Annotated in this window: 18 protein-coding genes and 1 riboswitch; of the genes, 9 read left to right on the forward strand and 9 right to left on the reverse strand. The window is 43.3% G+C overall.

All coding sequences use genetic code 11. From position 1 onward, the window contains the following. Window positions 1–58 precede the first annotated feature (58 nt). From EP737_RS08870 to dat, 6 genes are all read right to left on the reverse strand, one after another. Window positions 59–2,818 (reverse strand): DEAD/DEAH box helicase, encoded by a 2,760-nt coding sequence (locus tag EP737_RS08870; RefSeq protein ID WP_129727611.1) that lies wholly within the window; start codon window positions 2,816–2,818, stop codon window positions 59–61. Then, entirely contained in the window at window positions 2,808–4,421 is a 1,614-nt protein-coding gene (locus EP737_RS08875) for an SWIM zinc finger family protein (protein ID WP_129727612.1), read from the reverse strand. Before EP737_RS08875 ends, EP737_RS08870 begins: the two co-directional genes overlap by 11 nt. 124 nt (window positions 4,422–4,545) lie before the next feature. After that, on the reverse strand, window positions 4,546–4,824 hold the full coding sequence (locus EP737_RS08880; RefSeq protein WP_129727613.1) for a DUF3910 family protein: 279 nt from the start codon (window positions 4,822–4,824) through the stop codon (window positions 4,546–4,548). 186 nt (window positions 4,825–5,010) lie between these two features. Next, window positions 5,011–5,784, reverse strand: coding sequence for a 3D domain-containing protein (locus EP737_RS08885; protein ID WP_129727614.1), 774 nt, complete (start codon window positions 5,782–5,784; stop codon window positions 5,011–5,013). 1,075 nt (window positions 5,785–6,859) lie between these two features. After that, entirely contained in the window at window positions 6,860–8,473 is a 1,614-nt protein-coding gene (locus EP737_RS08890; RefSeq protein WP_129727615.1) for a C40 family peptidase, read from the reverse strand. A gap of 302 nt (window positions 8,474–8,775) precedes the next feature. Beyond that, on the reverse strand, window positions 8,776–9,651 hold the full coding sequence (gene dat, locus EP737_RS08895) for a D-amino-acid transaminase (RefSeq protein WP_129727616.1): 876 nt from the start codon (window positions 9,649–9,651) through the stop codon (window positions 8,776–8,778). 338 nt (window positions 9,652–9,989) lie between these two features. Here dat and EP737_RS08900 point away from each other — a divergent pair, with 338 nt between their 5' ends. Then, on the forward strand, window positions 9,990–10,892 hold the full coding sequence (locus tag EP737_RS08900) for an aldo/keto reductase (protein ID WP_129727617.1): 903 nt from the start codon (window positions 9,990–9,992) through the stop codon (window positions 10,890–10,892). 57 nt (window positions 10,893–10,949) lie between these two features. On the opposite strand, the gene EP737_RS08905 is transcribed toward EP737_RS08900, so the two are convergent. Then, window positions 10,950–12,875, reverse strand: a complete 1,926-nt coding sequence (locus EP737_RS08905; RefSeq protein ID WP_129727618.1) for an LTA synthase family protein — start codon at window positions 12,873–12,875, stop codon at window positions 10,950–10,952. A 455-nt stretch (window positions 12,876–13,330) separates the two neighbouring features. Between EP737_RS08905 and EP737_RS08910 the strand changes: the two genes are divergently transcribed. The 3 genes from EP737_RS08910 to thiC all read left to right on the forward strand — a co-directional run bounded on the left by EP737_RS08910 (window position 13,331) and on the right by thiC (window position 16,523). Beyond that, complete coding sequence (locus EP737_RS08910) at window positions 13,331–13,711, forward strand: YkvA family protein (protein ID WP_129727619.1); 381 nt, start codon at window positions 13,331–13,333, stop codon at window positions 13,709–13,711. A 32-nt stretch (window positions 13,712–13,743) separates the two neighbouring features. Further along, a complete protein-coding gene (locus EP737_RS08915) occupies window positions 13,744–14,232 on the forward strand; it encodes a metal-binding protein (RefSeq protein WP_129727620.1) in 489 nt (162 codons plus the stop codon). 240 nt (window positions 14,233–14,472) lie between these two features. Beyond that, window positions 14,473–14,586: riboswitch (TPP riboswitch) on the forward strand. A 179-nt stretch (window positions 14,587–14,765) separates the two neighbouring features. Further along, window positions 14,766–16,523 carry a phosphomethylpyrimidine synthase ThiC gene (thiC, locus tag EP737_RS08920; RefSeq protein WP_129727621.1) on the forward strand — a complete coding sequence of 586 codons (1,758 nt, stop codon included), beginning with the start codon at window positions 14,766–14,768 and terminating at the stop codon, window positions 16,521–16,523. 118 nt (window positions 16,524–16,641) lie between these two features. On the opposite strand, the gene EP737_RS08925 is transcribed toward thiC, so the two are convergent. After that, window positions 16,642–17,679, reverse strand: coding sequence for a cytochrome d ubiquinol oxidase subunit II (locus tag EP737_RS08925; RefSeq protein WP_129727622.1), 1,038 nt, complete (start codon window positions 17,677–17,679; stop codon window positions 16,642–16,644). Beyond that, window positions 17,672–19,027: a cytochrome ubiquinol oxidase subunit I gene (locus EP737_RS08930; RefSeq protein WP_129727623.1), complete on the reverse strand. Its 1,356-nt coding sequence runs from the start codon at window positions 19,025–19,027 to the stop codon at window positions 17,672–17,674. The genes EP737_RS08925 and EP737_RS08930 overlap by 8 nt, the downstream gene beginning before the upstream one ends. A 244-nt stretch (window positions 19,028–19,271) precedes the next feature. On the opposite strand from EP737_RS08930, the gene EP737_RS25490 reads away from it, so the two are divergent. From EP737_RS25490 to EP737_RS08950, 5 genes are all read left to right on the forward strand, one after another. After that, complete coding sequence (locus tag EP737_RS25490; RefSeq protein ID WP_165350729.1) at window positions 19,272–19,427, forward strand: hypothetical protein; 156 nt, start codon at window positions 19,272–19,274, stop codon at window positions 19,425–19,427. Window positions 19,428–19,780: 353 nt separating this feature from the next. Beyond that, window positions 19,781–20,794 carry a LacI family DNA-binding transcriptional regulator gene (locus EP737_RS08935; protein WP_246040208.1) on the forward strand — a complete coding sequence of 338 codons (1,014 nt, stop codon included), beginning with the start codon at window positions 19,781–19,783 and terminating at the stop codon, window positions 20,792–20,794. A gap of 209 nt (window positions 20,795–21,003) precedes the next feature. After that, the gene (hisD, locus tag EP737_RS08940; RefSeq protein WP_129727625.1) at window positions 21,004–22,287 is read left to right on the forward strand and encodes a histidinol dehydrogenase; all 1,284 of its coding nucleotides are present in this window, start codon (window positions 21,004–21,006) and stop codon (window positions 22,285–22,287) included. Between the two features lie 510 nt (window positions 22,288–22,797). Next, window positions 22,798–24,003, forward strand: coding sequence for an iron-containing alcohol dehydrogenase (locus EP737_RS08945; RefSeq protein ID WP_129727626.1), 1,206 nt, complete (start codon window positions 22,798–22,800; stop codon window positions 24,001–24,003). A 23-nt stretch (window positions 24,004–24,026) separates the two neighbouring features. Beyond that, on the forward strand, window positions 24,027–25,466 hold the full coding sequence (locus tag EP737_RS08950) for a GntP family permease (RefSeq protein ID WP_129727627.1): 1,440 nt from the start codon (window positions 24,027–24,029) through the stop codon (window positions 25,464–25,466). The last annotated feature ends 12 nt before the right edge of the window (window positions 25,467–25,478 follow it).

Here is a 25,478-nt window from a genome sequence, read left to right on the forward strand (position 1 = left end):
GAAAGGGGAGTATATCAAAAGCTATTAGCAGCACAAGAAAAAGGAGTGCTGCATCATGCTACACTCCTAATAACTCCTTCAATTCATCTGTTGTTAGCTCTGTAATCCAGTTGTCGCTTGTAATAATGGCATCATTGAGCGATTGCTTTCGGTCGAGCATTTCATCAATTTTTTCTTCTAAGGTTCCGGTCGTAATCATTTTATGCACGTGTACAAATCGCTTTTGGCCAATGCGGTAGGCGCGGTCGGTTGCTTGGTTTTCTACAGCAGGATTCCACCAGCGGTCGTAGTGGATCACATGATTGGCAGCTGTTAGGTTCAGACCAATGCCGCCTGCCTTTAATGAGAGAATGAAAAACTTATAATGCCCATTTTGAAACTGTTCAATCATGTTGTCGCGTTCTGTCTTCCGAACGCTGCCGTTTAGAAAGAGAACCCGTTCTCCTGTTGCTTCTTCGATGAGCTGCTTCAGCATATCGCCCATGCGGATGTATTGCGTGAAGATCAGGCAGCTTTCATTACGATCCTGAATATTGTCTACAAGCTCCAGCAGCTTTTGCATTTTTTCTGAGCGTTCAATCACATCATGCGGCTCTGCTTCCTTTAGGTATAGCGCAGGGTGATTGCAAATTTGCTTGAGCTTATTGAGCATCAGCAAAATAAAGCCGCGTCGTTCAATGCCCGAGAGCGTTTGGATATGAGAGAGTGTATCTTGAACGAGCTGCTCATATAAAGAGGCTTGCTCGACGGTGAGCGGGCAATATTCCTTTTGCTCCTGCTTGTCCGGCAAATTGAGCGCAACATCTGGGTCCTGCTTCGTGCGGCGCAGCAAAAATGGTGAAATGAGGCGCTGCACCTGCTGAATTTTTGAATGATCGTTATCTTTTTCAATCGGTGTTACAAAGCGGCGCTGAAACTGCGGCAAGCTGCCGAGATAGCCATGGTTGAGAAAATCAAAAATGGCCCATAGCTCAGAAAGCCGGTTTTCCATCGGTGTTCCTGTCAGTGCAACCTTATGATGGGCGTTCAGATGGCGAACGGCGCGGGATTGCTTCGTTTGCGCATTTTTAATATTCTGCGCCTCATCAAGGACAACGCTGCTCCACGTATAGGAAGCAAGCTCCTGTTCATCTAGATTAGCTAACGCGTAGGATGTGAGAACGACGTCAGCTTCTTGTAGAGACGACAAGAATTGATCGCCCTTTGGACGGTTGCTTCCGTAATGAAGAGAAACACGTAAGCTTGGCGCAAAGCGTTCCAGCTCTCTTTGCCAGTTTCCAAGCACAGAGGTTGGAGCAACGATGAGCGCTGGTCCTTGGCTTAAGCTATGTTCTTTTGCGTATAAAAAGTAAGCAATGGTTTGGATGCTCTTGCCTAGCCCCATATCATCAGCCAGTAGCGCCCCGAATCCCAAGCCGCGCAAATATAGCAGCCATTCCACGCCCTTTTGCTGATATGGCCGTAGCTCGGCGTGCAGCTGCTCTGACACCGAAAGCGGCGGCACTTCACCAATTTCTATTAAGCGGTGCAGCAAGCCCTCATAATAATCATCCAGCTCAATTTCAATTTCAGAAAATGGATCATCCTCATCAAGCTCCTGCACGAGCTCGGCATCGGCGCGAAGCAGCTCCTGCTGCAGCAAATCTTTCATTTGTAAACCATAGCGGTCCGCTTTGTCCATCAGCTTCTTTACCTGTTCGATAAATGCTGGGTCCAGCTTAATCCATTGTCCATTAATATTAATCAGTCTGCGATTTTGTTCGACAAGCTGGCGGAATTCCTCCTCTGACAGCTCGATGCCGTTTGTGGAGATGCGCCAATCGAAATTAACAAGCGTATTGATGCCAAAGAAGGATTGACCGCTGTGTGCAGTGTCGCTTTTTACCTTGGCCCGAAGCGAGAAGCCATTTTGGGCGAGCGCCTGCCACCAGGACGGCAGCAAAATATCCACACCAGCCGCCAATAGTTCATTGCTTGCCTCTGTTAAGAAGCGCCATGCTTCTTCCTCAAATAGCTCATGGCGCCATACTCCATTCTCCAGCAGCCACGGAACGAGCTTTCCCCAGCCTTCATATGCGTTTTGAATGCGGTCTTCATGGCCTTGCCAGCGTTTTGGGAGCGAAGCGGCATTCTCGTATACATATGAGCGCTTTGCCCCCCTTTTTGGAACAAGGACTGTTTCCAGATGCCACATTTCCCCGTCTTCATGGGGCTCTAGCAGGCGGAGACTGATGGTAAACGGTGTATCATCCTCGATATAGCCAATTTTGCGAAGCCAATCCTCTTCATCTGCGGCAGCGAGCAGCTGCTTGAGGGAGAATTCACGGTGGTTATACAGCCGTTTTGCTTTTTCCCACTCCTCGCTTGGCAAGGCCTCCATGTGCAGTGTTTCATTGACCGCATCGGAAAATAATTGTGCAAGCATCGAACCGTTGACCAGGGCGTGTGCCGGCTTCCAAATTGGCTCGTTTGCCCAATGCTCCATGTCCGGTAGGAAGAGTCCTTCCTTGTAGTCACTCCATGCTTCCTGCGCAGCACTTTCAGGCATCCAGGCATCCAGGCCGTAGCGTAAGGGAGCGAAGGAGTTCGCCGGGCGCTTTGCTGTATATTCAAGTGCTTGAACAGCGGTTAGGATAAAACCTTCGCGTCCTTTATAGCACTCTTCCTGCAGAAATGTTCCGTAAAATGATGAGGTATGCCATGCAAAAGCATGACGAAGCCAAGAGGAACGCGACACGGGAGCTCCTGTTTCATCCTCTCCCCACAAAAACCATGCTTTTCCTACCCCTGTTAGACGTAGTGTAATTTCAGGTTTCATCGAGCAATTTTCCTTTCTTCAATTCTTCTTGAAATGCCCGCAAGCGGGAGAATGAAGCTGCAAGCTGTGTGATGTAGACATTCCATTCTTCCGTTCGCTTCAATTTCTTGTAGTGAGTACGTAATTTTTTCAGATAGCGAACAGCCAGCTTATAGGCCTGCCTGTTTTTCATTCCGATGGCATCGATTACCCCCTGATGATATAAAGGAAGAACTGCTTCACGGTCTTCTTTTTCTACATCCTTTAATGCTTCTCTTAAGCCTTCGAGCGTTTCAAAGCCGACGAACATCCGGAGCTCTGCCCATGTACGGTATTGCCCTCTTGCAATTAGGTATGTTTCGTATTGCCGTAGGCTGTACGGAAGCAGCTCCTGCAAAATAGTTTCAAATCCGCCAGTGTCGTTTGTGTGATTCACATAATACTCGTAGGAGGAGAGAAACAGCCGGACAATGTCGTTCTGTAAAAACTGGTCTTCAGCTCTGGCCAAATATTGCTTGAGCTTCTTATATGAAAACGAGAGCCAGTGCTCGACGCGGTCCCACTGCAGTTCGGCACACAATTCCTCAACCCAGTAGAAATAAAAGCCGACAAGCATATCCGACTCTGCTTCTAGCAGCTCCATTGCTTCTGTATCCTTTTGGTAGAGAAAGAGGACATGTGACAGGGCAAGTGACCGAAGAAGAGAGGGCTCTGTTGCCTCCAGCTTTGTTTGCTCTTCTAGAAGCCAGTCTGATTGATTCAATACGTCTGTCCAAAGATAGCGATACAAAAAGAAGCGCTCCTGCAGGCAAAGAGTATGCGAAAAGAACAAGGAATGTACTAGATCACTTGTTCGTTTTAAGAGCGGCTCAAATGCAAGCGGAAAGGCAGTGGTTTTTATTTTTTCAATATGCATTTCAACTTCGTCAATAAAGCGGTGCGCCACTGCAGTTGGGCTGAAGTAGGAGTAGGTTTGTTCTGCCGCATATTGCTCTGCCGCTTCAAGCAAACGCTCAAAGGAAAAAAGCGCAGCACTAAGCTCAAACAGCTCACGCAGCGCAGCGGAGCGCGGCGCTTTTTTCAACAGCTTCATATAAAAATCTTCAAAGATGCTCATGAGATAGTACATTTTTCGATATGAATATTTATTTTGTTCTGCTTTAAAGCTTGTAAATTCCCGATCAAAATAACGAAGCCAGCTATCAAAATCAAGCTCATCAAATGTTGATGCCTGAAGCAGCTGCTTTGCTGTTTTTAGCTGAGGCTGAGCAGGCTTTCCTTTATTCTTAAACCGCTTTGAAATCTCTCCTACTTGTCCAAAGCTTGATGCAGCATAAAACAAAACAGCAGCCTGATGCTCGCAATAGTCAATTTCAAAGCAGTCACAGGAGCCTTCTGCTGCATCGTTGGTGGGAAGAGCTGAATCATACACACCGGTTTCGTCTTCTACAGTTCCTTCTAGCACAAAGCCGTTGAATGAAACATTATATACACGGCCTTCCCGATACAGCTGCAGCCCCTTTGCCATGAGGGAGCGATCCGATTCTGCCTTCGGATCCAGCTCTGCAATCATCGTGTCGGCCATCGATAACACATCTTCTTTTTCTAGTGAATGCTGAAGCATACAATCCCTCCGTACAAAAAAGAATTCCATCTACTCATTATAGCCCAATTTTTGAATTATGAGAATTTTAGGCGCTGAGACTCGACTTGTTCATCATTCCAAAGGCCAGCATCAAGGAAGCAAATTAGAGGCATGCTTTGACGTAAGGATCCTGTAGAATCGCCTCAACGAGCGGCATCATCTCATTTGTAAATGGAATATCAATCGGGTATGGCTTCTGTGCTCCAGGCTTCACACCGTATTGTTTACATTCGTATTGCACACCAGTGCTGCTTGTCCTAATGATAAGTCTATAGCGGTTATCATTATCTGCTAATGAAAAGTCGATAGCAACAACCTCATTCTGCTCATCATGATAGCGGCGAGGGGTGCCAATCCAGTCTGGCTTTACGTGTATGTTCATTACAAATCCTCCGTTTCTATTTGTTGTTTGCATGTCGGGACTAAGCGACTGTTTGTGTTTTTCTTAATGCTTTAAGAAAGCATAAATTTCTGGCTCGCTGCCAATTCGGCGGGTCTTCTTTCATTATAGACAAAAAAGAAGTCTATTTCTCCATGAGAGAAGCAGACTTCTTTATAGTTTCATGCTTTATTGGTAGACTTTCACTTTTACTGTTTTGCGGCCCCATTGCAGAGCTTGTTGTGTTGTTGGCATTAAAACGTCAATTCTATTGCCTTTAATCACACCGCCCGTGTCACCTGCAATCGCATCACCATAGCCTTCCACCCATACCTTTGAGCCAAGTGGAATTACCTTTGGATCAACTGCAATAAGCTTCACATTCGGGTTTGCCTTCACATTGTAGCCAGTAGCGGTAATGCCCGTTGTTGATTCCCATGGTGTATAAGCAGTTGCTTCTGCATAAAATTCCTTGGCAACAGCAGGTGCTACAGGTGCTGCAGGCGTTATGTATGGTCTAAATACGTAAGCGGTTTGCCCGTTATAGTTAACCTTCATCCAGCTATTTCCTGCATCAGCCAGTACATGTACAGCTGCTCCTTTACGAAGCTGTGCAAGAACACCATAGCCTGTTCCAGGACCAGTACGTACATTTAAGACGTCCGCACTTACGTGATATAATTGGCCTGTAGGAGCAGGAGCAGTGCTGCTAGTTTCCTTTGTATATGCCGTGCTCACGTAAGCAGTTTTTCCGTTATATTGAATTTGAAGCCAGCCGTTCAGGCGTTGTGTTACATTTAAAGATTGTCCGTTCGTTACTTTTCCCACAACAGCAGAGCTTGTCGTTGGTTGTTGTCGAACATTTAGTGCACTTGCTGTTACAACTGTTGCAGCATCCGCCGAAGATGCAAAAAAACCAAGACTACAAAGTGCAGCTGCTGTCATGCCAAATAATTTCTTCATAATTTCCCCCGTTGCCCGTTGTTTAAGTTGCTATTATTATAGCAACTTTTATACTAGCAAAATGAAAAATTACATAACTAAAAAGTTTCTGTAATATCAATGTAACATTCTGTAATGTATAAAAAATGGGGAAATAGGTGTCGGACCTTGGCGGAATAAGGGTTTTGTAAGCGTTATCGAAAAATGGAATGTAACAGACGAACATGTCTATTTCCTGAGAAATAAATCGAATATCTTCTGTAAATGTCGATATAGAATAAGGTAGTTTCTATTTGTGATTTATTCCCAAAATTCCTTGATTTATCAAGATGCTTCTAGCTGAAAATTTATACTTTTAAAAGTACAACAAAAACAATGGATTAAACTGTCTGTTTGTGGAAAAATAGGTTGATTCTTTATGAAAAATGTATTATATTAGTAATCGGAAGCGTTTTCAAACAGAGCGGGGTATGATTCAATATACTGTTTAGAGCAGTAATAGGGGAAAGAACTTCCTTCTGTTACTAAGGATTTAAATTCCACAGCGGCTGTTTTCTTTATGGGGATGAAGAGATCGGCATATTTTTAAGGTAATAACCACACACAACAAAAAGGATGCGATAATCGAGGGGATTATCGTATTCTTTTTTGTTTTGCATTGATATAGAGTGAAAAAACGATTTTATTCCGCATGATGGGGGTTGAATTTTTTTAGAATAATGATTGTGCGTCGATTTTCCAGTGTATCTACTACAATTTTTCTTTACATTTTAATAACGTGTCAATTTCTAGCTAGAAGACAATTCGACGTAGTGAGAAATTTTAGGAATAAAGTATAAGTAGGGCTCGCCAGTCGGCAATTTTTCTTTTTAAAGACGAGAAACGATTTCCCGTTTGAGCATTGTATAGCTCTCATGGTCTGCTCCCGTCCTTAAAATAAATTATGAAACAAAAGGAAAAGAACGTCCTATTGCTGGAAAACATTCTTTTGCCTTTCTTAATATGCGTACAAATGGGTATCTATTTTCTCTCCTAGAGTAATAGATTTGTAATTCAAATAATTGATATAGTAATATACAAATCGCACAAACTGTTGTTAGTTCGCTTTTGCATAACCTAAGAAATGCTGCTGCCAATATGGGTTGCTGAGAGAACTGATGGCAACGCCGGAATCTCCAGCTTGGATAAAGCTGCCGCCCCCAAGGTAAATTCCCATATGAGAAGGACCAGCAGTATAGGTGTTTTGGAAGAAAACAAGATCACCAGGCTGTGGGTTTGTTGTCTTAGTTAGGCTGCTCCAATAACCTGCTGTGCTAGTACGTCCAAATGAACTATTGAACTTATGGTAAACGTGATAAACAAAGCCGCTGCAATCAAATCCCGCTGGAGTTGTTCCGCCCCAGACATAAGGTATGCCAACTAATGATTTTGCATAAGACAGCAGTGATGCTGCATTATTCGATCCAGCTGTAGATGCTGTATTCACCGCTGTAGATGGAGCAGGTGCAGGCGCAGGAGTTGCAGGAGCTGCAGCTGCTACTGGTGTTTCGGAAAGATATGCTTTTGCAACATAGCCAGTTTGTCCATTATAGCTAATTTGAAAGAAGCCGTTTTGTTCATTGGATACTTCAAGCTTTTGTCCTTGCTTCACGCTTCCTAGTACTCCATATTGTGAACCTGCTCCGCTTCGGACGTTTAAGGAAGCCGTGTCTACATAAAGGCTTTGCGTTGTTGGCGCCGCAGGGGCTGCAGCTGCTACCGGTGTTTCAGAAAGATATGCTTTTGCAACATAGCCAGTTTGTCCATTATAGCTAATTTGGAAGAAGCCGTTTTGTTCATTGGATACTTCAAGCTTTTGTCCTTGCTTCACGCTTCCTAGTACTCCATATTGTGCACCCGCCCCGCTTCGGACGTTTAAGGAAGCCGTGTCTACATAAAGGCTTTGCGTTGTTGGCGCCGCAGGGGCTGCAGCTACAGTATTTTCAACATTTGTACCACTTTGTACAAAGCGGACATATTCACTGCTAACATAACCTGTTGCACCCTTATATGTGACTTGATACCAGCCGTTTTCTACGCCGGTTACCTGCAATGATTGTCCTTCCACGACACCGCCGATGATAGGGTGGTAGGTCCCAGCTCCTGTTCTGACACGCAAGGAGGCAGCATCTACAACGTATGTACCGTCTTGTTGCACAGTGACAGGGGAACTTGTTTCTGCTTGGCTGTCGCTTCCAGCAGAAATATAATCCTTACCTACATATGCTGTTTGTCCGTTAAAGTTAATTTTATACCAATGCTCCAGTTCTGATACTACCGTAACCTCTTGTCCCTTTTGAACATATCCGATAACAGGGTGAGCGTTGCTAGGACCGACGCGAACACGCAATGATGATACATTAACAGTATAGGAGGTGCTGCTAACATAATCCTTACTTACATATGCCGTTTCCCCATTATAATCAATTTCATACCAGCCTTGCTGTTCACCTGTGACTTCTAGCTCCTGCCCTTCTCTTACAAGGCCAAGTATGCCATGGGAGGTGCTAGGACCAGTACGCACGCGGAGGGCATCTGCTTCTACCGTGTGGTGGGCAACGCTTGTCTCACTTGGTGTGGATGGCTCTGACGCCGATGCTTCTGCATGGTCAATAGCCGCTGTGGCTCCTAAGGCAGACAGGGCGGCTATGCTGCCGAGAACTTTCTTCATTTTCTTCGTATCCTCTCTTTTATAAAATTCAGTTGATGTAAAATTTACCAACGTTAAAAATCTTAAATTGGATACGTAGTACTGTCAATGTTTATTCTTTAATCCGTATATGAGAAATGAGCTGGTGATAGGAAAGGAGGGGGAGGCTTTTTGAGTTGCACTGTGGGAAGCTCTATAAATGATAGGAGCTTGTAGCTTTGTTAACACTGTAAGAAAGTATAAATTTCTAGCTGGGAGACCATTCGACGTAGTGAGAAATTTACACCTTTTTTAAGGTGTAAAAAAGGCCGCTGTAGGCGGCCTTATAATTGAAAGGCAATTCGATCCCCAGGCAGGCTTTCTTGGAAGCTTGTTTGCAGCTGCCTTGTAACTCGACCAACAATCCCGTGAGAGATCGCAGTACCATCAAGATGCGTGACCGGGGTAATTTCCGATGTTGTTCCGGTAATAAAGCATTCATCTGCCTGCAGCACATCCCGGACGCTAAATACTTCCTCCCGTACAGAGATACCAAGCTTTACGGCGAGGGAGAGGATGTATTGCCGGACGATCCCATTTAAAATCAGGTGATTGGCAGGGTGGGTATAGAGTGTTCCGTTTTTGACGATAAAGCAGTTTGAACTGCTTCCTTCCGTAACAATGCCGCTCCGAACGAGCAGGGCCTCCTGGCAGTTTTTTCGTTCCGCATTTGTTTTTGCCATAACATTGGGAAGCAAATTGAGCGATTTAATATCGCAGCGAAGCCAACGGATATCCTGCTCTGTACAAGCGTGAATACCACGGAGCATCTCATCAGTTGGGCGTTCCTTTTTCGTGAGGTATGCATAGAGCGTCGGCTTAGTGTTTGCAGCATATGCGTGGCTGCGGGATTGAACGCCGCGTGTTACCTGTAAATAGACATTGCCATTTTTGGTAAATTCGTTATGCTCCACTAGCTCGTATAACCACTTCACAAGCAGTGCTTTTGAAAAATGAGGGATAAGTTCAATTTCCTCCATGGAACGGTATAAGCGTGCTAAATGAGGCCCTAATAAGTGAAATGTACCTTCATATAATCGGATTACCTCATACACACCATCACCAAACTGCAAACCGCGTTCCTCCATGTCAATAGAAGGCTTTGCTTGTCTCGTATCTACAAATTGTTCTTCGAATAATACAATTGGTTCGTAGCTCATATGTATTTTCTCCCCATTTCTATTTGCGTTAGGATGAAATAAGGCTCTTTTGAATACAATTAGGCATTTTTTTTAAGAATCCTGCTTATTTGTCACAAAAAAAACAACGTTTCAACGAGAAACGTTGTGCGCCGTGTCGATACACCGCCGCATAAAGAGGGTTCATGCTAGGAACATCATCTAGACAGGTTTAGTATAGGCTATAAATATAAAGCTACTGTAAATTGAATGTGAAGCTTTTGTAGGAATGAAGAGGGAAGCGGGTTTTTGCTGCAAGAACAGCAGACATATTTTGTTATAATAGAACAGAAGTCTTTAATAGAGAGGGGACTATACATATGCAAACAGTACAGCTTTCAGAACAGGTATCATTTTCCCGGATTGTGCACGGGATGTGGCGGCTGCGGGAATGGGGGATGGACAAGCAGGAGCTGCTTCGATTGATTGAGGAATGTCTGGAGATGGGGATTACCACCTTTGACCATGCAGACATTTATGGCGATTATAGCTGTGAGGCTTTGTTTGGTCAAGCATTACGTGAGAAGCCAGCTTTGCGTTCCGCGATGCAAATTGTCACAAAATGTGGCATTAAGCTTCGTTCGGCTGCATATCCTGAGCATCTCGTGAATCATTATGATACAAGCAAAGAGCATATCATCCGAAGTGTGGAAAATTCGCTGCGCCATTTCGGAACAGATTATGTGGACACGCTTTTGATCCACCGTCCAGATCCGTTTATGGACCCGGCAGAGGTAGCAGAGGCATTTGCTCAGCTCAAGCAGGAGGGAAAGGTGCTTGAATTTGGTGTTTCTAACTTCTTGCCGTCACAAATGGAGATGCTTGCTTCTTACCTTAGCATGCCGCTTGTAACCAATCAGTTGGAAATTTCGGTTATGCAATTTGAGCATTTTGAAAAAGGGACGATTGAGAAATGCCAGGAGAAGCGCATTGCACCAATGGCATGGTCACCGCTTGCTGGCGGAAGCATTTTCTCTGCTGCAACAGAACGGGCATCGCGGGTTAAGAACACTTTAGAAGAAATAAAAGAGGAGATCGGTGCGGACTCCATCGATGAGGTAATGTATGCCTGGTTATTGGCGCATCCGGCAAAGATGATGCCAATCGTAGGATCCGGGAAAATAGAACGCGTCCGTACAGCTGCGCAGGCAGTAAAGCTTACACTCAGCCGTCAGCAGTGGTTCCGGATTTATATTAGCTCTCTCGGACATAATGTACCGTAATCAAAAGCGAAGTACATATATAATAAAAAAGGCGGATGAATCAATCCGCCTTTTTGCTTATTCTTCTTTTTCTGCTTCTTTAATAGCTGTTTTCACAGTTCCGGTCTTGATCTTATTTCCATCAAAGAATCGAAGCAAGTCACCTGAAATAATCGTATCCGACATGCGTAATTCATTTTGCGCACGGTCAGTGAGTGCTTTTGCTTCTGCTGCAGGAACTGTTACTATTTCACCAGTGTTGCGGTCGTAGAATGTGTTTTCGTAGTAGTAATACTTGTCTGTTACGAAGTTACCATCACGGAATACAACAAATGGTTTACGATCTGGCGCAAATAAGTCATGGCCAAACTCGATATCGTTTGATGTATCAACGCCAAGTAAGCTTAAAATCGTCGGCTTTACATCCACTTGACCAGCAGGAGCAGAAATTGTTTTTCCTTCTGTTTGACCTGGAACGTGAATGAATAGCGGTGTGCGCTGTAGGTTCACATGGTCAAATGTCGTAATTTCTTCTTTGCCTAGGAATTGTGCCATGGCTTTGTCATGGTTTTCAGAAATACCGTAATGGTCGCCGTAGAACACAAGGATTGAGTTGTCATAAAGACCTTCAGCTTTTAATTTCTCAACAAAGTTCTTTAATGCTTCATCCAGATAGCGAGCTGTTACAAAATAACGGTCCAAGACGCCGTCACCAGAATTAAATGGCTCAATCATTTTCATGTCATCACTGTACGTAAACGGATAGTGGTTCGTTAACGTCAGGAAGCGAGTATAGAACGGCTGCTTGATTGTTTTTAACATCTCAACAGATTGATCAAAGTATTCGATATCTTTTAAACCCCAGCCAATTTTTGTTTCTGGCGTAGTTTTATAATCTAATTCGTTGAAGTAACGGTCATATCCTAATGCCGGATACATCATGTTACGGTTCCAGAACGTTGCATTATTCGCATGAAATACTGCTGTATAGTAGCCTTGCTGACGCAATATTTCTGGTGTTGCTACAAATTCATTATTTGAATGCGTAAAGTATACAGCACCGCGGTCTAATGGATAAAGGGAGTTATCAATTAAAAACTCTGCATCGGACGTTTTACCCTGACCCGTTTGGTGGAAGAAGTTTTCAAAATAATAGCTCTCCTTCATAAATTGGTTCAGGAATGGAGTAACCTCCTGTCCATTTACCTTTGCTCCAAGTAAGAAGGATTGTGTTGATTCAAGAGATACTATAATTACATTCTTTCCTTTTGCACTGCCGAATAATGCGGGATCCGAATGTACAGCATTTGCTTTCACATAGTTTTCTGTTTCCTGAAGCTTGCTGCCATCAGCGAAAGCTTTTTGTGAGCTTGATCTTGCTTGTAAGCCTAAATCATATACCTGATGCACATATAATCCTAAGTTTTTGACAAGCATAACACGGTCGAAGGAACGCGTTAGCAATTCGGGACGCTCCATTTCAGCAAGTCCAAGATTCACTAAGAATACTGCAGCTGTTACAAGAAAATACAATGCTTTAAATGGACGGCTCAATCGTTCGACACGTACAGAGCTGCGTGCCTTCCTAGCTATGTATAATAGGAAGAAAATATCTGCAAACATTAATAAAATTTTGTAGTTGAATAATTCCTTTATACTAGAACCAAGGCTTCCGAAGTTGGACGTTTGCATTAAAACAGGCAGTGTCACAAAGTCATTAAAGAAGCCGTAAAACATTACGTTTCCAATTAAAATAACTGTTAAAAGGAAGTCCATAAAGATTGCCATATAGTTGCGCCTTTTGCCTGTCAGAAACAGTGATAAGCCAACTAGCAGCAAGGACGATGCAAGCGGACTAATAAACAAAATAAACTCCTGCATCGGTGACTCTAATTTTAGGTCAAAGCTTACACGAGTGACGATATAGGTTTTGAGCCATATGAACAGAGCAGCTAATAAAGTAAATTTGGCGTTTTGGAATTGTGCTTTCAGGGATTCCTTCATTCACCCTCACCCTTTCTCTTTCTCACCTTACATAGCCTTTTATACAAAAAGAAAAAAGGAGTTCCGCAATGGATTCGCATTGTGTGTCTTTTCAAGGAGGCATAAGCATGCTCAATGTAAAGTGGGCAATTACGTTCCTATTGCGTCATTCCCGGTTTTTCCTAATTTATATGGGATATGGGAATTTTATCAAATGTCATTTTTGTATTATACTATAAACATGGTTGTTTAGAAACTATATAATAGGTTGAAAATTTTTACAAATGATTTACATCAATCACACAAAACTTTATCACTACGTTTATATGCTCGTCAACAATTAAATATAACATGCTTATTTAGTTTGGCGCTTAGAAGGAATGTTTACAATTACAGCGGATTGATGGGTAATTTTGAGAAAAATCATATTGCTCCATATAATAAAAAGTATGGGGAACGAGATTGGAGGTTTTCAGATGGAACAAAAATTTTCCGTAGAAGCATTTTGGGATAAGACGAAGGGAGCTGCAAAGAAGGCTGGTCATTTCGTGGTGTATACGGGCTTGCTTTTGTTTTATGTCCTGCAGCGGCCAGATGTTCCAAAGCGGGTAAAGTTCACAATTGTTGGAGCGTTGGCTTATTTCATTGCACCTGTTGATGCGATTCCAGATATCATGGCCGGTCTTGGGTATACGGATGATCTAGGTGTATTGAGCGCGGCGCTGCTGCAATCTGCCGAGTATGTTGATGAGGAAGTGAAGCAAAAGGCGAAGGCTAAGCTTGCGCAATGGTTTGGCTCAGATGCCGACACTTCCCAGATTGATCGTAAAATAGAAGAAGCAAGCGAAGAAAAGTAAGCTTGCCAGTAGATAGGTGAGGGGAAATTTAGATGCCATCAGGAAGAACACATACAAGATTCAATTTATTAAGTCTGCCCGTTGTTATTTGTTTGCTCATTTCATACGGGATGACGAGCTGGGGTTTTTTACTGTGGTTTGCGGGAGGATTTGTGTTTGGCACATACTTTTTGACGCCGGATTTAGATACTGTCAGTTCAGCGTATCGAAATTGGGGACCGCTGCGCATCATTTGGCGCCCATATCGAGCTGTCATGCCGCACCGATCCTTCCTCACACATACAATTGTGCTTGGAGATTTGATTCGGCTACTGTATTTATTTGTGATTTTTCTTCCGTTTCTATACATATTAAATGTGCAAATATTAGACGGTGCACTACCAGGGCTTGTCCGTGCGCATAAGCCGGTGCTTGGTGCGGCGGTGCTGGGGATTTTCACGACAAGCGCTCTTCATATTATACTTGATACATTGAATACAAAACGGAAACGGATGTTTCGATCAAAGAGAAGCAGACGATAAGTGGATCTTATTGCAAGGAAAGGCTGCATTTATAATAATAGGAAAGAAGCGCCTTGCGTCAGGGAGAACACGCAGAAAGCTTCCATAAAGCAGCTACTAAGCTGCGCGCTTTACATGCGGGCTGTTTTGCTGCGGAAGCAAGGGCGGGACGTGTCCACTGTCCCCGTTCGAAAAATATATTCAGAAAATGCTTTATTTTTCCACTGCTTTCTGTATAATAAGGGTGTAAATTAAATTTATAAGTGATACTAGGGGTGCCTCATGTGCGAGGCTGAGAGGGAAGCGCGATATGCTTCTTAACCCTTTGGACCTGATCTGGTTCGTACCAGCGTGGGGAAGTTTTTAGACGTGTTGCATCATGTACATATGCTGCTTACGCCAGGTCCTGTTTTGCTATAAGGATCTGGCGTTTTTTGTTTTATACATGTTAGCCTGCAGTCTGCCAGTAGCCGACTGTGAGAGCTTTCGTATGCACGTTGCGCTGGCGCGTTTTACTAATGTCCTTGTCACATAAAGAAAAGGGGAAAGGTATTATGTCGCAAACAGAGTCAATTAAGCAATTGGAGCTAAAAACAAGTCTTCCAGGAAGTGAAAAGGTATTTGTACAGGGATCACGTCCCGATGTACAGGTACCGATGCGTGAAATCGCATTAAGCCCAACAAACGAAGTGGAAAATGAGCCGGTTCGGGTCTATGACACAAGCGGCCCATATACAGCATGTGATTATGAAGTAAATGTAGAAAAAGGGATTCCAGCGCCGCGCTATGCATGGGTTGTCGAACGCGGAGATGTAGAAGAGTATGAAGGCCGGGAAATTAAGCCTGAGGATAATGGCTACAAGGACATAGACAAAGCGTCTATATTCCCAGGATTAAGCCGGAAGCCGCTTCGTGCGAAGCCAGGCCAGAATGTTACCCAAATGCACTATGCTCGAAAAGGGATTATTACGCCTGAAATGGAGTTTGTTGCCATTCGTGAAGGTGTAACGCCTGACTTCGTGAGACAGGAAATTGCTGAGGGACGCGCGATTCTTCCTGCTAACATCAACCATCCAGAATTGGAGCCAATGATCATTGGCCGTAATTTCCACGTGAAGGTAAATGCCAATATTGGAAACTCTGCGGTTAGTTCCTCCATTGTGGAAGAGGTTGAAAAGATGACATGGGCAACTCGTTGGGGAGCCGATACGATTATGGACCTTTCCACAGGAAAGAATATTCATACAACACGTGAATGGATTATGCGTAATTCACCTGTTCCAGTCGGCACAGTTCCATTGTATCAAGCGCTTGAGAAGGTAAATGGAATTGCGGAAAATCTAACATGGGAGATTTACCGTGATACGCTTATCGAGCAGGCGGAGCAGGGTGTAGATTACTTTACAATCCATGCTGGTGTGCTGCTTCGATATATTCCGATGACAGCAAAGCGTGTAACAGGTATCGTTTCACGAGGCGGCTCGATTATGGCGCAGTGGTGTTTATATCATCATCAGGAAAACTTCTTATATACACATTTTGAAGAGATTTGCGAGATTATGAAGCAGTACGATATCTCCTTCTCACTAGGAGATGGACTGCGTCCAGGCTCTATTGCTGATGCAAACGATGAAGCGCAATTTTCTGAATTACAGACGCTTGGTGAACTAACAACGATTGCTTGGAAGCATGACATCCAGGTTATGATTGAAGGTCCTGGACATGTACCAATGCATTTGATTAAAGAAAATATCGACAAGGAAATTGAAATCTGTCACGGGGCGCCATTCTATACGCTTGGTCCGTTGACGACGGATATTGCGCCAGGATATGACCACATTACCTCAGCGATCGGTGCGGCAATGATCGGCTGGTTTGGTACATCTATGCTTTGCTATGTGACGCCGAAGGAGCATCTTGGCTTACCGAATAAAAACGATGTACGCGAGGGTGTAATTGCCTATAAGATTGCGGCTCATGCAGCGGATCTTGCAAAGGGCCATCCGCGCGCGCAGCAGCGTGACGATGCATTGTCTAAGGCACGCTTTGAATTCCGTTGGCGCGATCAATTCCATTTGGCGCTTGACCCTGAACGTGCGATGGAGTATCATGATGAAACTCTTCCGGCAGAAGGCGCAAAAACAGCTCATTTCTGTTCTATGTGTGGACCGAAGTTCTGCAGCATGAGAATTTCGCACGACATCCGTCAATATGCGGAGGAAAAAGGGCTGAATGAAACAAGTGCGATAGAAGAAGGTATGAAGGAAAAAGCGCAGGAGTTTAAGGAACAAGGCTCTGAGTTATATAAGTAAGAAAAGTAATTTCTGTAGTAATCTGTACTTAGCCGCGGCTGGCGTTGTCTGTCTATTGGCTGGCGGGAATCAGTGATAGCGGCGAGATAGGAAAGCTCCTCTGTATTCACAGTGGAGCTTATTCCTTTTTATCGCCCGCAAAGGTGCGGTCTTTCAAAAATAAATTCCAAAACATAATAAATCCTGGAAGTAAAATGGCGATGCCGACAGCGTACAAAATCAGCAGGGAGTAGAAGGTTGTCTTTTGGGTAAAGCTCGTATACATCGTAACGTCAGGGAAAATGATGTATGGCAGATGCGCCTTTCCGTAGGCATAGCTTGCAAAGGCGTATTGCGCAACGACAGAGAGAACCGCAACACGGGGCCAGCCGAGTTCCTTGTACCCCTTGTTGGTCCACCAAAGCGCTGCATACCCAATAACAAACAGACCAAGCGAGACCGCAAACCAAAGAATCTCGTCCGCTAAATTCGATAGCAGCCAGCGGGCATTGCCTTGGATTGAGACCGAGACGAGCGCAATCACTGCACTCAGGAGAGTAGCTGGTCCGAGAATAATTGCGTTTATTCTATATATGCGGTACGCCTTCTCATCGTCGCGTTCACGAGAGAAGTCAGCTAAAAAGAGTGCGGATAAAAACAATGCAGATGTTAATCCGAACAGCATATAGCTGTACACAGACGGACTGCTTAGCAGCTGCTTATACATAAGCGTTTCCTTTCCGCCGATCATTTTCACAAAGGATCCTTCCGTAACTGGCAGGACAGTGATAAGCAGTGCCGGGACGAGCAGCCCGGTGATGCCTGCAATGAAACGCAGCTGCTTTTCACTGCTTGGAAAGGAGTGGGAAAATACCATGAATGAACTGCGAACAGCGATTAAAGCAAGAATTAAGGTAACCGGAACGAACATAGCAGTAGCTAATGAATAGGCTGCATTTGGGAAAAAGCCGATAAAGGCAACGACGACAAAGACAAGAAATGTATTCGTCAATTCCCAGGTAGGAGATAAATATCGGTTCGCAATATCGCCAGCAGTCGAGTTGCGTTTCATATAGATCATCGACCAAAAGCCCGTTCCAAAGTCAATGGAGCCAAGAATACTGTATGCAAAGACAAGCGCCCATAAAATGAGAATCGCAATGCTTTCTTCATGCATTTGACTTACCCCCATATGCCTTAAGATCCCGATTCAGCGGATTCCGTCTAAAGAAGGAGCGAAGCACAATTACTGTTAACACTCCTAAAAATACGTATAAGCAAATAAACACAAAGAATAGCGGTCCCACGTAGTCTGCCTGTGTCGCTGCCTCAGTTGTTCGTTGGAATTGATAAATCGTCCAGGGCTGACGGCCGCTGCAGCTGAAAATCCAGCCTGTTTCAATCCCGATAAAAGCAAGCGGGCCAAGTGCGACAATTGCCCACAGGAGCCAGCTCGGAAACTGTGCGTTTCGTTTTTTAGCAATCAAATACCAATATGCGAGCGCAATTGCGGCAATGGCAAGCTGCAGCATACCGGCAAATACCATTAGGTTAAAAAATAAATGCGTATATGCAGGCGGCCAAGTTTCACGCGGAAACTCTTCTAATCCCTTCACAACAGTAGACGGCTTCCAATCGGCCAAAATACTGAGCGCCCAAGGAATCTCAAGACCGTATTTAACCTCTTGCGTATCCGGGTCAACGATGCCGCCGATGGTAAGAGGTGCGTGCGAGGTTGTTTCAAATAACCCCTCTGCTGCCGCCAGTTTTTCCGGCGAGTGTTCATATAGATTAATCGCAGATTCGTGACCGGACATTCCCATAATAAGACCAGAGATGAGCGTAACGACTAAAGCAAGCATTAGCCCTTTTTTATGGTAAGCAATTTCAGGAGCGGTTTGATTCCGCTTGAGCAGCTTGTAGCCGGCAATTGCAGCGATAACAGCACCGCCTGATAGATAAGCTGTAATGACAACGTGAAACGAACCGCTAAAGAAGCTCGGATTAAAGAAGGCTTCCCATGGATTTACATTGAAAATGGTACCGTCCTCACGCATAGAGAAGCCGGCAGGAGTGTTCATCCATGTATTTGCCGCTGTGATTAACACGGCGGAGGCGGTTGCCCCAAGCATAACAAAAAAAACAGAAAGCAGGCGCATAAATGGTGATAATTTATCCGCTGCATACACATAAATAGACATAAATAGCGCTTCTAAAAAGAAGGCGAAAATCTCAATTTGAAAGGGTACAGAAATGACTTGCCCAACAATCTTGACAAAGCCGGGCCAAAGCAGGGCAAGCTGAACGCCAACAATCGTACCAGTTGGAATTGCGACTCCAAGCAAAATAGCAAACGCCTTCGTCCAGCGCTTCGCCATTACTGCGTAATCGGGGTCTTTTTTCCACTGGTATAGAATCTCCATAAGTAAAATCATAAGCGAAAGACCAATTCCAAGTGTCGCGAAAATAATGTGGAATGCTAATGATGTTCCAAAAAATGACCGCGACAAAGTGACTGTATCCATTTTTGTTATCTCCTTCACCTTTTTCCAGTATTTTCTTACAGAAAGGGTGGATTTATACAATGGTTCTACAAAATCTTATCTATATTGACAGATTTTGAAATTTTGCTATCATAATGTTACGATTGCTAGAAAAAATATTATATTGTTCCTTCTCGTATTTTTACTTTGCAATTAAGGGCAATTTATATTATGATACGAACATAAGTTCTTTTTTGCGCGTGGTGAGAAATAGGAGGTAATTTTCATGTATCCAGAGGTAATCAACAAGATGGCTTTTTCCAAGGAACATAAGGATTTGCTGTTAAAGCTTTATAATAAAGAAATTACAAGACGTGAGTACGACCAGCTCGTGAAAGTGCTTTATCGACCAGCGAAGGAAGAACGTACATATCAGGACTAAAGAAAAAGGAACTGCCCTAACAATCTGCTGCACGTGGAATGTTGGGGTCAGTTCCTTTCCTTGTTATTTACAGTTTAGATGTAGAAAAAGATGATTTTCCTTTTAAGTTGGTCATTCATTTTTACAGTCATCAGTATTCAAATAAGCTCCAAACGATTACAATAAGGGCATATACCTTGTCTAAGACGCTGTTCTTTTTGCACTGAAAGTATAAATTTCTAACTGGAAGACAATTTGACTTAGTGAGAAATTTTAGGAATCCAGTATAGGTGCAACTACGCCTCTGTCTTCGTCCAAGAGCAGGGCTCGCCAATCAGCAAGTGTTTAAAAGGTAACTTACATTTGGTCAGGAGGTGCTATCTTTGAAGAAAAAGCAGATTAATGCGATAGAGGTTGCGAAACAAGCTGGTGTGTCACAATCAACTGTATCAAGGGTTTTTACTCCTGGTGCAAGTGTGTCCGAAAAGGCACGTCGCCGTGTATTAGAGACGGCAAAGGAGCTAGGATATCGTCCCAATGCCCTGGCAAGAGGGTTAATTACGAATAAGACAAATATTATTGGTCTTGTTATGAGGGAAATTCAAAATCCATTCTATCCGGAGGTTTTGGAGAAGTTTACGAAGGGGCTGCGTAAAAGAGGCTATCAGGTCTTGTTTGTTTACGCCGAAAAGGATGAACTTCAGCATGATGATATCTCCCAATTTCTAGAGTACAACGTAGAGGGTGTTATTGTGACAGATGCTTTATTATCTTCTAAGGTTGTCTCACATTTTACTGAAAATAGTATCCCAGTTCTCTTGTTTAATCGCTATGCTAAGGATTTTTCCGGACATGTTGTTTGCTGTGACAACTATTCTGCAGGTAAAAAGATTGGGGAATACTTGCTTGAAAACGAGCATCGTCAATTTGCTTATATTGCCGGAGATACAAATACATCAACGAGCCGTGACCGGGAAAGGGGATTCCGAGAGGCACTTTGCCACGAGGGGATTGAGCCTAAGGTTGAGGTAGGTAACTACACATACGAAGGAGGATATCAAGCAGCTTTACAGCTCTTAAAGTCGGATCCTCAACTCGATGCTATTTTTTGTGCAAATGATATTATGGCATTAGGGGCAGTTGATGCAGTTAAATCTTTAGGATTAACAATCCCTAAGGATGTATCTATTATGGGGGTTGATGATATTGTAATGGCTTCTTTGCCTCCATATAGCTTAACAACCTGGCAGCAACCAGTTGATGAAATGATTGAAGCAAGTATTAACATCCTGCTGGGTGAAATTTCCGGTGAAAACGAGGGGCCAGTTTCCATATTGCTTCCTGGAAAACTAATTGAAAGACAATCTGTAAGCACTTTCAAAAAATAGTTGACAGTAGAATGCGTATCGAATATCCTAATAACAGGTAGAACAAACCAAACTATTCTAGTCTAAAGCTTCAACAGAAATCAATTTTATAGTTTCGTAAAAAAGATATGCTGTATATCTTTTTTCATTCCGAAAAATTGCATACGTATGCAATTTTTTAAAGAAACATTTTGGGTACGTATGCAAAAAAATAAAAGGGGGAAGTTGTTGTGGCAAGATATTTGAAAACGGGGAAAAGCCAAGCAGAAATTGCAGAGAATGATGCGAAGGTATCTGAAACAGTAAGACAAATTATTCGTCGTGTTGAAACAGAAGGGGATCAAGCTGTAAGATCCTTGTCTGAGCAATTTGATAAATGGTCACCGGAGAGCTTTAAGCTTACCCAAGAGCAAATCGAGCAGATCATTAGTGAGGTGCCAGAACAAACAATTGAAGATATTAAATTTGCACAAGCTCAAGTACGAAAATTTGCAGAAGCACAACGCAAATCTATGACTGATATTGAAGTTGAAACATTGCCAGGTGTTGTTCTTGGTCATAAAAATATTCCGGTAAATAGTGTCGGATGTTATATTCCGGGAGGACGTTATCCGATGGTTGCGTCCGCACATATGAGTGTTCTAACAGCAAAGGTAGCTGGTGTAAAACGTGTCATCGCGTGCACTCCTCCTATTAAAGGTGAAATTCCTGCTGCAACCGTAGCTGCGATGCATTTGGCAGGGGCCGATGAGATTTATATTCTTGGCGGTGTACAGGCGATGGTAGCAATGGCCGTCGGTACAGAAACAATTCAACCGGTTGACATGCTTGTAGGACCTGGAAATGCCTTTGTAGCGGAAGCGAAACGCCAGTTATATGGACGTGTTGGTATCGACCTTTTTGCAGGACCGACAGAGACGCTGGTAGTTGCGGACGAAACAGCAGACGCAGAAATGATTGCATGTGATATTTTAGGACAGGCAGAGCATGGTCCAACATCACCAGGAGCTTTAATTACTACATCAGAAAAGCTGGCACAGGAAACTGTAGTAGAAATTGAGCGTCAATTACAAACGCTACCAACTGCGGATGTAGCACGCGTGGCATGGGAAGAAAATGGCATCATCATCCTCGTGGAAAATGAGGAAGAGGCATTAATTGAAGCTGATAAACTAGCTTTTGAGCATGTTGAAATTTTAACAAAGGATCCAGATTATTTCCTAACTAATATGACGAACTATGGATGCTTGTTCTTAGGACCAGAAACAAATGTCGCATACGGTGATAAAGTAATTGGTACAAATCACACACTTCCGACAAAAGGTGCAGCACGCTACACAGGAGGTCTTTGGGTAGGGAAATTCTTGAAAACATGCACATATCAAAAGGTTACAGAAGAAGCAAGTGCCTTTATTGGCGAGTATGCTGCCCGGTTATGTCAGCTAGAGAATTTTGCAGGCCATGCAGAGCAAGCCTTATTGCGTGTTAAACGATACGGCAAAGTAACAGTTTAATAGATTATGGGGGACGCTCTGATCATCAAGAGGGGGGTCCCCCTCACTAAAACATAGTGAAAATTTGTAGGTTTTGCTATTTGGATATAATAACCAAGGGGTTTAACTAGCTTATGTATAGAAACTAAGTGATCCTAATGCTAAGCTTAAAATGAAGACGTTAACGATATTTCAGGCTTTAAGAAAATACAAATTTCCAGCCGGAAGTGAATTTGACGTAGTCAAAAATTTTAGGAATATAGTGTAAGCGCAACCATATATCGATCCTCTCCTAATAGCTCACTTATAAATGCAACTACGCCTCCATCTTCGCCCAAAGGCAGGGCTTGCCAATCGGCAAGTTTTCTTTAAAAATGCTAATGCTCTTTCTAGACGACTGCATGGAGATAGATATATTTATAAGGATATTTGATAACGTTTACATATGAAGGTGTTAAAAACTTATATTCCAGAAAAATAAATGGAAGGGCTGGAAAACAGAGATTATCTAGAAGTAAGGGGATGCTAGAGATGACATTTCATCAATTACTCATGCCAAGTCAGGTCCTGTATGGGAAGGATTCTTTCACTGAGGTTGGTAAACAGGCAAAGGCTCTAGGGAAAAAGGTCTTAATTATTAGTGATCCGATTATGGATAAGATCGGAAATGTAAAGCTTTGTGAAACATACTTGCAAAATGAAGGACTTCCATATGCGAAGTATTTAGGAGTAGATTCTGAACCTACAGATATTCATGTAGATGAAGCACTTGCGCTTTGCAGGGAAGAGCAATGTGACGTCATTGTTACGGTAGGTGGCGGCAGCTGTATTGATACTGCAAAAGCCGTAGCGGTTATCATGACAAATGGCGGACATATAAGAGATTACTATGCTAGTAAAAAATTATTTGATACAAAGCCGTTACCGCTCATTGTTGCCCCAACTACTGCAGGGACTGGATCAGAAGTAACGTCAGTAACGGTTATTACGGATACAAAGCATGACGTAAAAATGATGCTAAAGCAGCCAGAATTATTACCTACGGTTGCAATTGTTGATCCAACACTGACAATTTCTTGTCCACCACCAGTAACAGCTGCAACAGGAGTAGACGCTTTATGTCATGCACTGGAGGCATTTATCTCCCGGCGGGCACAGCCGGTAACAGATACGCTCGCTTTACAGGCGATTGAGCTCATCATGGGCAATATTCGTACTGCGTATACAGATGGGGAGAATATTGAAGCAAGAGACAAAATGGCATTGGGCTCGATGCTGGCGGGGATAGCATTTTCAAATGCTTCCGTTACATTAGTACACGGGATGTCGCGTCCAATTGGTGCTATGTTTCATGTGCCTCACGGTATATCTAACGCAATGCTCCTTCCAGCTGTACTGGAGTTCACGAAGGAAGAAGCTGCTGCTAGATTAGCTGAGGTAGCAAGAAAGGTATTGAAGGAACGAGTTGGACTTTCAGAAAATGAATTAGTAGCAGAATTCATTAATGAGGTTAAACAATTATGCAAGGATTTGAGTATCCCAAATTTAAAGTCGTGGGGAATCGATAAGGACAAGCTTGATGCGGTTGTTGCTAAGATGGCCGAGGATGCAATCATAAGCGGAAGTCCGGCGAATAATCCGAAGGTACCTACGCATGATGAAATTGTAAATCTGTATTATGTTTGTTACGAATACGAGCTTTCCGTAAGACAGCAAGTAGCTAAATCATTTATCTAGATCAGCAGGAGGGGGAAACAGCAATGGATTTACTCATTATTATATTAGCTTTAGGGCTTCTGATGCTCATTGCCTACCGGGGTTTTTCCGTTATTTTATTTGCACCGCTTTGTGCATTGCTTGCAGTCATCTTAACTGAGCCTAATTATGCTTTACCATTCTTTTCAAGTATTTTTATGGAGAAAATGGTCGGATTTATCAAACAATACTTTCCTGTGTTTCTATTAGGCGCTGTTTTTGGCAAGCTCGTTGAAATGTCAGGCGTAGCTGATTCAATTGCCAAAACAATTGTAAAAATCGTAGGAGCAAAAAGGGCTATCCTTGCAATTGTCTTAATGTGTGCAATTTTAACTTATAGCGGTGTGAGCTTATTCGTAGTAGCATTTGCAGTTTATCCATTTGCTGCGAACCTTTTCCGTCAGGCAAACATACCGAAGCGCCTTATTCCAGGTGCGCTTGCTTTAGGGGCATTATCATTCACAATGGATGCAATGCCGGGAACTCCGCAAATTCAAAACGTTATTCCTACTACTGTTTTTAAAACAGATATTTACGCAGCACCAACACTAGGAATTATCGGGGCAATCTTTGTCTTTGTTCTAGGGATGATTTATTTAGAAAGTCGACGTAAAAAAGCGCAAGCAGCAGGTGAAGGTTATTTCGGCTTTGGTGATGCAAGCGGAGAAATTGCTGCTGCTGCCGCTGAGAAGATTGACACTTCGGTAGCCGATACAACTGCTTCAGTAAGCGGCCTTCGTCAAGTGTTAGCATTTGTCCCGCTTATTCTTGTAGGGGTAGGAAATAAATTCTTTACAGTTTTTATTCCTAAATGGTATCCGAATGGATTTGATTTTTCCAAAATTGGTTTAAAGGAATTTGGTGTAGTCGATCTTTCAAAGGTAACTGGTATTTGGTCAGTAGAGCTTGCGTTGCTATTAGGGATTGCAGCGACAGTTGCATATAACTGGAAAGCTGTAGCTTCTGGATTCCAAGCAGGTATGAATGCAAGTATTGGCGGAGCCTTGCTAGCGGCTATGAATACGGGCTCTGAATATGGTTTTGGTGGGGTTATTTCAGCTCTTCCTGGCTTTGGGGTAGTGCGAGATCATATTTCACATACGTTTACAAATCCTTTAGTAAATAGTGCAGTAACAACGAATGTATTAGCCGGGATTACTGGTTCAGCATCCGGCGGAATGGGAATTGCCTTAAGTGCAATGGGAGAAAAGTACATGCAGGATGCTATTCAGTACAATATCCCTCCTGAGGTTATGCACCGTGTTGTTGCGATGGCATCTGGCGGAATGGATTCTTTACCTCATAACGGGGCAGTTATTACACTCCTTGCTGTAACCGGATTAACACATAAACAGTCCTACCGCGATATTTTCGCAGTTACGGTTATTAAAACGCTTGCTAGCTTCTTCGTTATCGGAGTTTATAGCTTAACTGGTATAGTTTAATCATTTAAAAAA

The organism is Ectobacillus funiculus, from assembly GCF_004138295.1.
Classification (GTDB): domain Bacteria; phylum Bacillota; class Bacilli; order Bacillales; family Bacillaceae_G; genus Ectobacillus; species Ectobacillus funiculus.

What these genes read in the sequence shown, in the direction of transcription:
- EP737_RS08870 (WP_129727611.1), bottom strand. Translation starts at nt 2,818, where the DNA reads ATGAAACCTGAAATTACACTACGTCTAACAGGGGTAGGAAAAGCATGG.
- EP737_RS08875 (WP_129727612.1), bottom strand. Translation starts at nt 4,421, where the DNA reads ATGCTTCAGCATTCACTAGAAAAAGAAGATGTGTTATCGATGGCCGAC.
- EP737_RS08880 (WP_129727613.1), bottom strand. Translation starts at nt 4,824, where the DNA reads ATGAACATACACGTAAAGCCAGACTGGATTGGCACCCCTCGCCGCTAT.
- EP737_RS08885 (WP_129727614.1), bottom strand. Translation starts at nt 5,784, where the DNA reads ATGAAGAAATTATTTGGCATGACAGCAGCTGCACTTTGTAGTCTTGGT.
- EP737_RS08890 (WP_129727615.1), bottom strand. Translation starts at nt 8,473, where the DNA reads ATGAAGAAAGTTCTCGGCAGCATAGCCGCCCTGTCTGCCTTAGGAGCC.
- dat (WP_129727616.1), bottom strand. Translation starts at nt 9,651, where the DNA reads ATGAGCTACGAACCAATTGTATTATTCGAAGAACAATTTGTAGATACG.
- EP737_RS08900 (WP_129727617.1), top strand. Translation starts at nt 9,990, where the DNA reads ATGCAAACAGTACAGCTTTCAGAACAGGTATCATTTTCCCGGATTGTG.
- EP737_RS08905 (WP_129727618.1), bottom strand. Translation starts at nt 12,875, where the DNA reads ATGAAGGAATCCCTGAAAGCACAATTCCAAAACGCCAAATTTACTTTA.
- EP737_RS08910 (WP_129727619.1), top strand. Translation starts at nt 13,331, where the DNA reads ATGGAACAAAAATTTTCCGTAGAAGCATTTTGGGATAAGACGAAGGGA.
- EP737_RS08915 (WP_129727620.1), top strand. Translation starts at nt 13,744, where the DNA reads ATGCCATCAGGAAGAACACATACAAGATTCAATTTATTAAGTCTGCCC.
- thiC (WP_129727621.1), top strand. Translation starts at nt 14,766, where the DNA reads ATGTCGCAAACAGAGTCAATTAAGCAATTGGAGCTAAAAACAAGTCTT.
- EP737_RS08925 (WP_129727622.1), bottom strand. Translation starts at nt 17,679, where the DNA reads ATGCATGAAGAAAGCATTGCGATTCTCATTTTATGGGCGCTTGTCTTT.
- EP737_RS08930 (WP_129727623.1), bottom strand. Translation starts at nt 19,027, where the DNA reads ATGGATACAGTCACTTTGTCGCGGTCATTTTTTGGAACATCATTAGCA.
- EP737_RS25490 (WP_165350729.1), top strand. Translation starts at nt 19,272, where the DNA reads ATGTATCCAGAGGTAATCAACAAGATGGCTTTTTCCAAGGAACATAAG.
- EP737_RS08945 (WP_129727626.1), top strand. Translation starts at nt 22,798, where the DNA reads ATGACATTTCATCAATTACTCATGCCAAGTCAGGTCCTGTATGGGAAG.
- EP737_RS08950 (WP_129727627.1), top strand. Translation starts at nt 24,027, where the DNA reads ATGGATTTACTCATTATTATATTAGCTTTAGGGCTTCTGATGCTCATT.